The organism is Pseudohalioglobus sediminis (assembly GCF_008370495.1).
Classification (GTDB): domain Bacteria; phylum Pseudomonadota; class Gammaproteobacteria; order Pseudomonadales; family Halieaceae; genus Halioglobus.
The window spans coordinates 374,076-386,112 of sequence record NZ_VTUX01000001.1; the positions used below are offsets into that span (position 1 = coordinate 374,076).

The 12,037-nt window shown below is 61.7% G+C and carries 11 protein-coding genes; 4 read left to right on the forward strand and 7 right to left on the reverse strand.

Annotated elements, in window-relative coordinates; all coding sequences use genetic code 11:
* Positions 1-29 precede the first annotated feature (29 nt).
* On the forward strand, positions 30-614 hold the full coding sequence (locus F0M18_RS01630) for a hypothetical protein (RefSeq protein ID WP_149609634.1): 585 nt from the start codon (positions 30-32) through the stop codon (positions 612-614).
* A gap of 319 nt (positions 615-933) precedes the next feature.
* Positions 934-1,170, forward strand: a complete 237-nt coding sequence (locus F0M18_RS01635; RefSeq protein ID WP_149609635.1) for a DUF6316 family protein — start codon at positions 934-936, stop codon at positions 1,168-1,170.
* Between the two features lie 201 nt (positions 1,171-1,371).
* Here the strand turns inward: F0M18_RS01635 and F0M18_RS01640 are convergent, their stop codons facing one another.
* Positions 1,372-2,019, reverse strand: a complete 648-nt coding sequence (locus F0M18_RS01640) for a sulfotransferase family protein (protein WP_188109547.1) — start codon at positions 2,017-2,019, stop codon at positions 1,372-1,374.
* Positions 2,020-2,339: 320 nt separating this feature from the next.
* Between F0M18_RS01640 and mutS the strand changes: the two genes are divergently transcribed.
* Positions 2,340-4,967 carry a DNA mismatch repair protein MutS gene (mutS, locus tag F0M18_RS01645; protein WP_262500795.1) on the forward strand — a complete coding sequence of 876 codons (2,628 nt, stop codon included), beginning with the start codon at positions 2,340-2,342 and terminating at the stop codon, positions 4,965-4,967.
* Positions 4,968-5,068: 101 nt separating this feature from the next.
* Here mutS and F0M18_RS01650 read toward each other — a convergent pair whose 3' ends face one another.
* The 5 genes from F0M18_RS01650 to F0M18_RS01670 all read right to left on the reverse strand — a co-directional run bounded on the left by F0M18_RS01650 (position 5,069) and on the right by F0M18_RS01670 (position 9,902).
* Entirely contained in the window at positions 5,069-6,277 is a 1,209-nt protein-coding gene (locus tag F0M18_RS01650) for a DUF1624 domain-containing protein (RefSeq protein WP_149609636.1), read from the reverse strand.
* Positions 6,278-6,721: 444 nt separating this feature from the next.
* Positions 6,722-7,378, reverse strand: coding sequence for an OmpW/AlkL family protein (locus tag F0M18_RS01655; protein WP_149609637.1), 657 nt, complete (start codon positions 7,376-7,378; stop codon positions 6,722-6,724).
* A gap of 153 nt (positions 7,379-7,531) precedes the next feature.
* Positions 7,532-8,212, reverse strand: coding sequence for an MliC family protein (locus F0M18_RS01660; RefSeq protein WP_188109548.1), 681 nt, complete (start codon positions 8,210-8,212; stop codon positions 7,532-7,534).
* Positions 8,209-9,177 (reverse strand): EamA family transporter RarD, encoded by a 969-nt coding sequence (rarD, locus tag F0M18_RS01665; protein WP_149609639.1) that lies wholly within the window; start codon positions 9,175-9,177, stop codon positions 8,209-8,211. Before rarD ends, F0M18_RS01660 begins: the two co-directional genes overlap by 4 nt.
* A gap of 2 nt (positions 9,178-9,179) precedes the next feature.
* On the reverse strand, positions 9,180-9,902 hold the full coding sequence (locus tag F0M18_RS01670) for a sulfite exporter TauE/SafE family protein (protein ID WP_149609640.1): 723 nt from the start codon (positions 9,900-9,902) through the stop codon (positions 9,180-9,182).
* 80 nt (positions 9,903-9,982) lie between these two features.
* Between F0M18_RS01670 and F0M18_RS01675 the strand changes: the two genes are divergently transcribed.
* A complete protein-coding gene (locus tag F0M18_RS01675; protein ID WP_149609641.1) occupies positions 9,983-10,720 on the forward strand; it encodes an SDR family NAD(P)-dependent oxidoreductase in 738 nt (245 codons plus the stop codon).
* Between the two features lie 28 nt (positions 10,721-10,748).
* On the opposite strand, the gene F0M18_RS01680 is transcribed toward F0M18_RS01675, so the two are convergent.
* The gene (locus F0M18_RS01680; RefSeq protein ID WP_149609642.1) at positions 10,749-12,020 is read right to left on the reverse strand and encodes a hypothetical protein; all 1,272 of its coding nucleotides are present in this window, start codon (positions 12,018-12,020) and stop codon (positions 10,749-10,751) included.
* Positions 12,021-12,037 lie beyond the last annotated feature (17 nt).

The window sequence follows — 12,037 nt, forward strand, 5'->3', positions numbered from 1 at the left end:
GTCATTCCTGCCAAAAGAGGAACAGAGTTATGTTGAATACGCGGAATACACTGATAGCAACCGGCGTGTTAGTTGCGCTGCAAATGATATCCCCTGGCATCGCCAACGCGAAAAAACCCGACCACGCGAAGAAACCCAAACAGCAGGCTCAGGCAACAACTGAGGAAGAATCCTGTGGTTGTAATTTACCCGGACGTTTCACCGGTGGAGGCCTGCAAGTGGTCGATGGAGTCAGGATTACCCGAGGGCTAACCCTGCACTGCGACAAGCTGCTTTCCAATAATCTGCAAATCAACTGGCAGGGGAATCGGTTTCATATGGAAGAACACTTGAACACAGCTTTCTGCTCTGATGACCCCGAAATCAAGCAGGCTCCTCCGCGTGCGCGAATCGATACATTTCAAGGCCGGGGCAGTGGTCGTTTTAACACTGTCGGAGGCTACGAAGTCAGGTTTAAGCTCATCGATGCAGGCGAACCGGGCACGAACGACAGGATGGGCATCAAGATCTGGGAAAAAGGAAATGAGGATAACCCAGTCCTGGAAATCTGGCCGCCGGTCCCCCTGACCCACGGGAATCTCCAGGCTCATGATGATCAGCCACACAAGAAGTGATCATTAGTTCATTTCAAAAACTGACCGTGCTCTGTGGCAAAGTTGGCGGACGGCTGTATTAGCCAGGAGCTCGGTCATGCTTCGCCTGCGCACAGGTGAAAGTAAGCGAATCCTGACAATCTGACATGGCGGCATCAGATACGACTTTGGCCGCGCAAAAACGTCAAATCAGGCGTGGTATTTCGAAGGGCAGCCCTAGCCCGGTGCGAATTCAGGACCTGTCGATGCTTACCCATCTTGGTCACGCCATCTATTGATTGAGAATCGTGGCCAACCACAATAAGAGTCCGAGCGGAATAAAAAAGATGGGGAGGCTATCGTGAGCAGCTACAGCGATATAAGCCAGAATGGTCGTATTTTCCAGATTTGTGGCGAATGGTACTTCAACACCCGGGAAGGCATCGAGGGCCCCTTTCAGGATCAGTTGCAAGCGCGGGAGAAATTAGTCGCTTACCTGGAAATCTTTGCCAATCTTGATCTCGCGGGCCGGGGCACACCAACACGCTCCGCCACGGCAAAGCAGGGTTTGCTGCCAATGCACATGCAGTGGCGCTGAACGCGCCTTGGGCCGCCCTCCCCTGCTGAGGTTTACGCCGTCACCGCAGGCATGTGCGTGAACATATGCACTTCGCCAACGTCCTGAAAACCAAGGGCGAGGTAAATCGAATGGCCGGCTTCCGAGGACTGGAGCACGCCAACTTTATAGCCGCCCTGGTGTGCTGCGGGCAACTAACGTGGCCCGCCCGGGAACTGCCTGCTAGCCCTTGTAACCGAGCACCGCCTGGAAGCCGTTTTCCATGATGGCCTTGATGATACCCTGCACTGCCTCGGTGTCGTTGACGTTGGGAAAGGGCATATCCGGCACTGGCAATTCGAGGAACTCGCAGAGTGGTTCCCAGCCATCGGCCACTTCGAACACCAGCAAGCGCTCCGGCGCAATGTTCTCCCTCACGCTGGAGACGTGTTCGTTGAAGCGTCGCACCAGGTGATCACGGTCGTGCATGCGACCATCAAAGTAGTCATCGATGGTTGCCTTCATATAGGCACCGGCATCGGTGCCGGGCAGGAAATCGATCCACTCTTTCTGGAAAATGGTGTTCTGTACGGAGGTGTACCACTTTTCCGGGGCCCGCACCGTCAGCACAACCTTGGCATCAGGGTAGTAACTGGCCAGGGCGCCATAACTGGTGCAGGCGGGAAAATCGACGGTTGCGGTAAAGCCCTCAAAAATCGCATCCCAGTCGGGTGTGGACTGGCCCACCTGCTCCCAGAGTCGCCAGTGCTCGGGGCCACGCGGGAAACATTCCACCATGTGGTAGCAGGGGTAGCCCAGTTGCTCCAGCGCCGCTTTCAGCGACATCGTGCCAGTGCGGCCGAAGCCTGCCCCGATAATGTCCAGTGCCATGTCAATCTCCCTCGTGTGATGGTTGGGCACCCGGTCCCGGTGTAGACCGGGTGCGCGCTGTACGACGCTCACCTGAGCGCCGCCATAGTATTGAAGGCGTGGTGTGAGTGTAGCGCAAGTCGCAGCAGCCGGAATCCAACCCTCTGCATACTGTGGCCAGGGCGCCGACCTCTTTACCCCGGTGTGCGGGCGGATGGCAGTGCGCACCGAAACCGAATTCGATGTTAGTATGCGTGTTCTCGCCGGGCACGCGCCCTGGCACGACAAAATATAACCAGTCCGACGCCTGTTGCCCCGGCAGCGTGAGTTGCCGCAGATAAATGAAAACGACCGACAAAGCGAGTAAATCCAGTCATACCCCGATGATGGTGCAGTACCTGGCCATCAAGGCCGAGCACCCGCATGACCTGGTGTTCTACCGCATGGGCGACTTCTACGAACTGTTCTACGACGATGCCAAAAAGGCGGCGGAACTGTTGGATATCACCCTCACCGCGCGCGGCAAGTCCAACGGTGAACCCATTCCCATGGCGGGCGTGCCCTTTCACGCGGCCGAGGGCTACCTGGCCCGGCTGGTGAAAGCGGGCGTCTCGGTCGCCATCGCGGAACAGATCGGCGACCCCGCCACCAGCAAAGGGCCGGTAGAACGTAAAGTGGTGCGTGTAGTCACGCCCGGGACCCTGTCTGACGAGGCCCTGCTGGAGGAGCGGGTAGACAACCTGCTGCTCGCCATCGCCCAGCACGGGAATGATTACGGTATCGCCTACCTGGACCTCAGCAGTGGCCGCTTCCGCGTGCTGGAAGTCAGCGGCGACGAGGCCCTGTGCGGGGAACTGGAGCGCCTGAACCCCGCCGAGACCCTCTACTGCGACACGATCGGCCACACTGCGATTACCGGCCGCCGCGGTGCCCGCGCCCAACCCGAGTGGGAATTTGACAGCGAGAGCGCACGGCGCGCACTGAACACACAGTTCCAGACCCACGACCTGCGCGGCTTCGGCTGCGACGACCTGGAACTGGCCCTGGGCGCGGCCGGCTGCCTGCTGCAATACGTCAAGGACACCCAGCGCTCGAGCCTGCCGCACCTGCGTGCGATCGGCCACGAGAGCCGAGAAGAGAGCGTGATCCTGGACGCGGCTACCCGCCGCAACCTGGAAATCGACGTCAATATGGCGGGCGGCGACACACACACGCTTTACGCTGTACTGGACAAGGGCGTGACCGCCATGGGCAGCCGCCTGCTGCGGCGCTGGCTACACCGGCCACTCACCCATATCCCCACACTGGAGGCCAGGCAGGATGCGATTGGTGCCCTGTGCGCCAACTATCACTATGAGACAGTGCGCAGCGCCCTGAAACCCATCGGCGACATGGAGCGCATCCTCGCCCGGGTTGCCCTGCGCAGCGCGCGCCCGCGGGACCTGACGCGCCTGCTCGCCTCGCTGGCGGCACTGCCGCCCCTGCGCTCCGAACTGGGTCACTGCGACGCGCCACTGCTGGCAGAACTGAGCAGCCGCGCCAGCGAGTACCCGAAACTGGTGGAACTGCTGGATCGGGCCCTCATTGAAAACCCGCCGGTGGTGATCCGCGATGGCGGCGTCATTGCCGACGGTTACGATGCCGAACTGGACGAACTGCGCCAGATCAGCACCGGCGCGGCCGACTTCCTGCTGCAAATAGAGCGACGCGAGCGTGAGGCTACCGGCATACCCACACTGAAGGTCGGCTACAACCGCGTGCATGGCTACTACATCGAGATCGGGCGCGCCCAGTCTGACAAAGCGCCCGCCGAGTACATCCGCCGCCAGACGCTGAAGAACGCCGAGCGTTTTATCACGCCGGAGCTGAAGGAGTTCGAGGACAAGGCCCTGTCCAGCAAGAGCCGGGCACTGGCCCGCGAGAAAGCGCTGTACGAGGCATTGCTGGAACGGCTCAACGAACAACTGGCGTCACTGCAGGACACCGCCGCCGCCGTATCGGAGATCGATGTACTGGCCTGCCTGGCAGAGCGCGCGGAAAACCTCAGCCTTTGCCGCCCGGAGTTCTGCGAGGAACAGGTATTCGAGGTCAACCAGGGCCGCCACCTGGTGGTGGAGCAGGTACTGGAGGAGCCCTTCATCGCCAACGACGCCCTGCTGGATACATCGCGCCGCATGCTGCTGATCACCGGCCCCAACATGGGCGGTAAATCGACCTATATGCGCCAGAACGCCGTCATCGCCCTGCTCGCCCATATCGGCAGCTACGTGCCCGCCAGTGCCGCGCGCATGGCGCCACTGGATCGCATCTTCACCCGCATCGGCTCATCAGACGACCTGGCTTCAGGCCGCTCCACCTTCATGGTGGAAATGACCGAAACCGCAAACATCCTGCACAACGCCACGCCGCGCTCGCTGGTGTTGATGGACGAGGTCGGCCGCGGCACCAGCACCTTCGACGGACTCAGCCTGGCCTGGGCGGCCGCGGTAGAGCTGGCGCAGCAGGTGCAGGCCTTCACCCTGTTTGCGACCCACTACTTCGAGCTGACCGCCCTGCCGGAGATCTGCCCCACCATGGCCAACGTGCACCTGGACGCCACCGAACACCAGGACCACGTCGTCTTCCTGCACCACATCCAGGAAGGGCCGGCCAACCGCAGTTTTGGTTTACAGGTGGCCAAGCTGGCCGGCATTCCCGCGCGGGTGCTGCAGGCAGCCGGGGAAAAACTGCACGAACTGGAGGCGGCGCGGCCGGCCCAGGCGCGGCCAGCTCAGGCGCGGCCGGCTGAAGCGCAGCCTGCAACGGCTCCCCCCCCCGCCACGCCCGCGGCCCCTTCCTCGCCCCAGGTCGACCTGTTCAGCACACCGGCACCGCATCCGGTGGTGGATGAACTGGAAGCACTGGACGTGGACAACCTCACCCCCAGGCAGGCACTGGAGCTGCTGTACGCATTGAAGGGCAAACTCTAGTCACACTGATTTGCGCGACGCGCCGACCGAGCCAGGGGCAAGCGGGTAGCCAGGGCCGGCCCCCTCTCCACGTCATGCTGCAGGTGAACCGGGGTTGAGACCTAGAGGTAACTCAACCACCAGTCCTTGCGCCGGGCCTTGATGCCCGCGAACCACTTGCAGAATGGATACAGGATCGCCAGCACCAGCAGCCATATAGCGTAAACCCAGGGCAGCGATACACCGTAGCCCTGCGGGAAGAAAAAGAAGAACGTCATCATCTGCTCCTGCTCAAAGCCCTGGTAATGAGCGAGCGCCATATTGCCCAGGCGAATCAGGTACCAGTGGGCGATATAAAATGCAAACGGCACACGGCCAAACATCACCAGCGTATCCTTGAGCCAACCGCCCATGCGATCCGCGTAGGCACACAGCAGCGCCATCGGCCCCAGTGTGATCAACAGGAACAGGAGACTGGGCGGGTACTTGGTGACATTCATAAAGTCGAGTGCCGTGGCCAGCCCCCCCGTTTCCTGCACCTGCCAGGGATTGGGATCGCCGTACACTCCACTGGCGCGAAGGAGCAGGAACGCGACGATCATTACCAGCCCGGCCGTGACAAGAAAGCGATCGCGGGCAACGGGTTCACGCTGGAAAATACCGGCCGTGCCATAACCCAGCAGCATCACGCCAATCCAGGGCACCAGCGGATAACCAAATGCCAGCAGGAAGGGGCCGAATGCGGTCGAGGACTGGGACTTCAGGCCGTACCAGAGCGGGTCGTTACCGGCCAGCAGATCTCCAACCGGCCAGATCGGGTCGAGCGCATTGTGGCCGAGGAAAATGACAGCGCCGACCAGCGCGCAGGCCCTGGCACCCAGGTACTGGGCGCCCGCCAGCACAATCATGGAGGCACCGATGGCCCATATCACCTGCATCACCAGCAGCGTCTGCCCTCCCAGCTCGGGCACGCCGTCGAAGGGAGCAAAAGTGTAGGCAGTCGAAATAATCGCCACCTCCACGAACACCAGCCAGATTCCGCGCTTAAACAGGAAGGCTGCCAGCTCGTGCCGGCTTTTTCTCGCCGCCATCAGGCCGGCCGATGTCCCTGCCAGGAAGACGAACACTGGCGCGCAGAAGTGTGTCACCCAGCGGGTCAGGTACAAAGCGGGCGAGACATCTGGCTGCGTCATCGGGTCCTGGACCACGTTGACAATAAAAAGGTCACGCACATGGTCGAGCGCCATAATGACGATCACCAGGCCGCGCAACATGTCGATGTTGGTGAGCCGGTAGGATCTTGCGTCCCGGGAAATTGCTGAGTTTGTCACTGGCTGGATGCCTTCTTATTGTTCTCGGTGTAGCGACAAATATAGCAGGACAGGGTTGCAGTCTCATATTACTTATTGCAATGGCGCGGCGACCAATTGGCGATCAGGCGGCAGACTCTCCTGCTTCATACGGTGGCAGCGTGCAGCCTGTGCATGCGCCGCTACCGCCCTACCCGATAAGGCGGGGTAGGCTCTCCGTGGCTCCCGGAGACTTCAGTGCAGGATTGGTCATATTCCCAACCGCGTCCGCTTCGGCGTGCCCGATACAGCGGGGCAGGCTCTCCTGCCTCTCGCGGACGTACCGTGCGTCCTGCACATGCGTCCCCTCCGCCTCCATGGCTCCCGGGGACATACCGCCCATCCGTGGGCATAAAAAAGGCCCGACTCAGAGAGCCGGGCCAGTCGCCATTAGACCGTAGGTGAGCCGGTCAAATGGGGATTCGATCAGAACTTGTAGGCAATACCGATGTTGTAAACCCAGGGGTCAATATCCACATCGAACTTGACCTTGGCATTGCCCGCATCACGCAGGGTTACCTCGGCAGTAGTGTCGATATCGATGTACCAGACACCCACGTTGAACGCCCAGTGCTCGCCGAAAGGAATGTCAACGCCGGCAGAGGCGGACAGGCCGAACGAGTCATCAAGGTCCAGGTCTGCTTTACCCACGATGCCTTCCAGGTCACTGGCGACGCTTTCGTCAAAGAAATAGGTGTAGTTCACGCCCACGCCAACATAGGGCTGCCAGCCGCTGTTGCCACCACGGGGATACCACTGGATGGACAGGGTCGGGGGCAGGTGCTTGGTGTCACCGGCCTTGGCGTCAATTTCGTTGACGTCGATATCATGGCTGAAAGGTGTTGCAGCCAGCAGTTCGATGCCGAACTGCTCGGTCGCCATGTAGGTACCGATGATACCCAACTGGGTATTGTCATCGACGTCCACGGTAACCCCCAGGTCTCCAACGACATCGCTGTCGGCATCAGGTGCAACGGTCGTGGCGCCAAGGCGCAGGATCCAGTCGCCGGCCTCGTAGGCCTGTGTCATTGCGGTACCGCCGGCCAGTGCAGCTGCGACTGCGAGGGTAAGAACTTTCTTCATGATTCACTCCTATCTATGGACATCGATGCAGGAGTGTTTCTACCCCTGTATCAGCTGGGGCTATGGTAGGGTTGCGCCCCCCCGGAGACATTGATGTCAATCAAGAGATACGCCAGAGGTGATGTGCGACCTTGGTAGTATTACCGAAAGCGCTTATTCCCAGGGGTGATCGAGGCTGCGGCCGCAGCCCTGGTAGCTGCGGTCGTTTATTTGAACCATCACCGCGAAGGGGAAGCTCTCCCCGCTCATACTGTCATTGCACTCGCTTTCGACCACTGTAGCCCGCAGGGTGTCTGCGCCATGACTGGCTGTATAGAAAACCTGTTCGCGCCCGGTTTCGCGGCTGATATCAGTGAAGCGCAGCTTGCTGGCGCCGTAGTCGCCCACGAATAACACGCTGTCATCCTCACGAATTTCCAGGTGCCAGCCCGGTTCGTTGCCCACGGCGCGAAAATCAACACCCCGGCGGCGGGCATCTTCCCAGGGCGCCCTGGCCGGATTGAGCCGACAATCGCGATAGGTACGCCCCGCCACTTCCAGCAGGGCCTCGTCGCCTTTTGACCAGAACACCACATCCGCTTCCTGGTATTTGCTACCCGAGCCGGCGCGCACCTGGGGCAACACCAGGTAACGATCCTCCAGCCAGATCGCCATTTCTCCCGGGCCGAGACGGGCAATGAATTCCATATCGCCACACTCGTATACCAGGGTCCGGGCCAGCGGGCGCTGGTCGGGGTGGAAATCCTGGCTAGCCTGTGCCGTCTCTGCGGGCACCTGGCCGGCGCAGGCTGCGACCGACAACGACAACATGAAGGGCACAATCACTTTTTTCACAACGCGTTCTCCATCGCTTGATCGACCGGGCGGAGGTATCGCCGGCAGGGCCATTCACTGGCCGCCTGTAGCCGCCGCAGGTTACGTGAGCGACGAAAATTATCAACCGTGACCACAACCAGTCCCACCCATACCAGGGCGAAGGCGGCTGCCTGGACGCCGCTGAAGGGTTCGTTGAAAGCCAGCACGGCCACCAGCAGCTGCGCAGTGGGTCCAATGTAAAACACCAGTCCCAGGGCAGTCAGCGGCAACAGGCGGCTGGCAGCCACATAGGCCATCAACGGAATCGCGGTGAATGCGCCCGCGCCCAGCAACACCAGGTCCACTCCAAGGCCATATTGCCCGAGACCGGCGCCATCCCGATACAGCACCCAGGCCAGTGCGAAAGGCGCCATTAGCATGGTCTCGACAAACAGTCCTTCCAAAGAATCGACGGCGACCTTCTTGCGGATGGCACCGTACAGCCCGAAGCTGAGAGACAATCCCAGTGCGATCAGCGGCAGGCCGCCGAAATACAGCACCTGTAACAGCAACGCGGCCACGGCGAAGGCAACACCCGTTTTCTGCGCCAGCCCGATGGATTCACCAAACAGGGTCAGGCCGATCGCCACGTTAACCAGCGGTAAAAGAAAGTAACCCAGCGCGGCAGCGGAGGCCTGCTGGTGAGTGATCGCCCAGAGAAAAATCAGCCAGTTGGCACCGATAAGCGTGGCTGAGAGGAACATTATGCCGAGGGTTCGCGGCTGGCGCAGAATTGCCAGCGCACCGCGCAAGCGCCCCAGCAACAGCAGGCAAAGCAGCACGAATGGCACGGACCACAATGCCCGATGCGCCAGGATATCCTGCGCCGGGACCGGTTCTGCATGAACCCAGTAGAGCGCAGCAAAGCCCCAGATGAGATAGGACACCACGCCGAGTAGCAAACCGCGACGCGCGTCACCGGTACTGAGAGCGGGAGCAGACATCGTCAGCCCCCGTAAAACGGCAGCGCGATCATCCGCAGCGCCAGCAGTGTGATCAGCAGCTTGAACCAGCGCTGGAAGTCAGCCTGCGGAAAAACACCACGCACGCGCGTACCCAGCCAGGACCCGGCTGTCACCGCAGCCACCATCGCCAGCACCAGTGGCCACCACGGGGCAAAGCTGAACCCTATCGCCACAAAGGCGCTGACCCGCATGACATGACTGATAGTCATGTAAACAGCGGTATTTACCACCAACCAGTCGCGCTGCTGGTTGCGCCTCAACATCACTGCGGCACCCAGTGGCCCGGTGGCGCCCGCCACCATACCCAGGCCAGTCTGGTAACAGCCCAGCGCCGCCAGGCTGAGCTGCCCGCGCCCGGGCAGTTGCGGCAGTGGCAACCAGGTCAGCAGCAGAATCAACACACCCACAATAGCGGGCAGCCAGTGCAGGTTCAGGCTGGCGTAAACGCCGCCACCCAGCACGGCGCCCAGCAGTGCGCCGAACACCAGCGGTGGCAGCATTCGCCAATCTATATGGCGCCAGCCGAACCCGGCGCGGGAGGCATTACTGGCCAACTGCGTGCAGGCATGGATGGGGAAGATCGCGTGAACAGGCACCAGGCCCGGCATCACGCTGATCAACAGCACACCACCACCCATACCCATCGCCCCGGCCAGGGCCGAGGTGAGAAAGGCGACTGGCACCAGGAAATATTCGGTGGGCATCGGCAGGCAGCGCTCGTGTGGGTGTGATAGCGTAATGCGCTGCAAGTCTACTGGCCAACCGCAGCAACAGGAAGCACGACATGTTTGATCTCACTGGAAAAACCGCCCTGGTAACCGGCGCCGGCCGCGGCGTGGGCCTCGGTATAGCAAGGGTGCTGGGCAGGCAGGGAGCCGCGCTGCTGATCAACGACCTGTTCGAGGAGCGCGCGCTGGCGGCCTGCGCGCAACTTTCCGCGGAGGGGCTACAGGCCAGCGCCCTGCCCTTCGACACCACGGATTACGACGCCGTCTCAGCGGCCGTCGAGGCGGCCGGGCGCATCGATATCCTGGTCAACAACGCCGGCATCCCGGGGCGCGAGGGTATGGCGCTACAGCCCTTTGCGGAAACCTCTCCACAACAGTGGCGCCCCATGGTTAACGTCAATCTCTATGGCACGCTCAACTGCAGTCACGCTGTTCTGACGGGCATGCGCGAACGCGGCTGGGGTCGTATCATCGTGGTCAGTTCGGATGCGGGCCGCGTGGGCACCAATGCCGGCGTGACCCTTTACGGCGCCTGCAAGGCCGCCGCCGTGCACTTCGTGCGTAACCTGTCACAAGAGGTGGCAGCCAGCGGCATCACCGCCAACGCCATTGCCCTGGGCCCAATGGATAACCTGCCGGAGGAGATTGTCGAATTCGTTGCCCGCGGCATACCGGTGCCCAGGACCGGCAGTGGCGACGACGCTGGCAGCGCCATCGCTTACCTGGCCAGTGAAGAGGCGAGCTGGGTAACGGGCCAGGAACTGCCGGTAAACGGCGGCCTGAGCCCGAGTTGAGCTGAAGCCCGCGCGCCACGGTGCCGGTTTATTGCGGCCGTGACAGCGCTTCGCGCTGCAGCGCGGTAATGTCCGCGCCGGCGACCTGGCTGGCCAGCGTGTTCAGGCGCTCGAGACTGACAACACCTCGTGTGGCGGCAAGCTCCCGCGCCACGTCATCAAGGCTGGCGCGACCGTTCGAGGCCTGGCGAATATCCTGATCGAGCCCGAGCAGCACAGCGACAGCGCGCGCGGTCACCGCACCCGATGAGCGCTTCACCAGCAGCGAGTCCGCCTCCCTGCCCCAGTCTTCCAGTTCTGCCAGTGTTTGCTGGTACCGCGCCGTACTCATACCGCCGGACCGATACAGCAGGTTGACAGCGTAGTACTCCGCCAGGCCCTCCACGATCCAGTCGCTCTCGTGGTCCCCGCGAATACCCGACGCCACGTGCACCAGTTCGTGGATCAGGCTGCTGGTCCGGTTACCGCTGACCAGGGGCCGGCTGCCGTGCATGAACAGGGAGCGTGTGCCAGACAGGCCACCCAGCCACATCGGCTCCCGCGCAGAGACCACCAGCAGGCGCTGTGGGAAGCCGGGGAAGATCGCAGTCACCTCGGGCAGCACCCAGTTGAGAAAGGCCAGCGTATCCTGGAGGCGGATATCCTCGCCCCGGGGCGCCGCGACCCGGATGTCGACACCCTCGATGTCATCCTGCCGCGAGGTGATCCGGCCCAGTATCAACCAGCCCTTGGGACGTATCAGGCCGCGCCCCGGATCGACCAGGCGGTAGCGTTTGTCGCCGTCTTCCTCGTAAGGGGCGGCCACAGACCAGTCCTCTGGCAGGTCGAAGCTTAGCGAAGCCCGGGATTGCAGCCCTTTAGCGGCAGTCACGGCCATGGGAGGAATCATCTTGTCGCTGCGCAATATCGACCAGTCCGCGTTGATGTACGAGTCGTAGCGACCCGAGGCTTTCTGGTTTTTGATCACGAACTGGTAGCGCAATGTCGCCACCGGGGGTGAGGGTTTCCAGGTGACCTTGTCGTCAGCGACATCGAGGCCGCTATCACCGGAGAACGCAAGATGCCTGTCCGCATCCACGCGCAGCACCACCTTGCTGGGCAACTTCTCACCACGCAGGGCGATTTCCACTCTGGCGATGCCCTCGTCTGGAACGATCTGCGCGCGGTAATCGACGTCGTAGGTGGCGGCGCTGACGATGGGCGCGATCACCAGCAGCGTCGCCGCGAAGGCCCAGCGCAAGGCCGCCGGCATTCGCGGGCTCAGCCATGGTAGGGATGCGCTGTAGCTTGGCGTGAGCATATCGATCGCTCCGTACA

Bases quoted from the DNA above. Each gene is read 5' to 3' on its own strand.
- F0M18_RS01655 (WP_149609637.1), bottom strand. From the start codon at position 7,378: ATGAAGAAAGTTCTTACCCTCGCAGTCGCAGCTGCACTGGCCGGCGGT.
- F0M18_RS01680 (WP_149609642.1), bottom strand. From the start codon at position 12,020: ATGCTCACGCCAAGCTACAGCGCATCCCTACCATGGCTGAGCCCGCGA.
- mutS (WP_262500795.1), top strand. From the start codon at position 2,340: ATGAAAACGACCGACAAAGCGAGTAAATCCAGTCATACCCCGATGATG.
- rarD (WP_149609639.1), bottom strand. From the start codon at position 9,177: ATGTCTGCTCCCGCTCTCAGTACCGGTGACGCGCGTCGCGGTTTGCTA.
- F0M18_RS01675 (WP_149609641.1), top strand. From the start codon at position 9,983: ATGTTTGATCTCACTGGAAAAACCGCCCTGGTAACCGGCGCCGGCCGC.
- F0M18_RS01640 (WP_188109547.1), bottom strand. From the start codon at position 2,019: ATGGCACTGGACATTATCGGGGCAGGCTTCGGCCGCACTGGCACGATG.
- F0M18_RS01670 (WP_149609640.1), bottom strand. From the start codon at position 9,902: ATGCCCACCGAATATTTCCTGGTGCCAGTCGCCTTTCTCACCTCGGCC.
- F0M18_RS01630 (WP_149609634.1), top strand. From the start codon at position 30: ATGTTGAATACGCGGAATACACTGATAGCAACCGGCGTGTTAGTTGCG.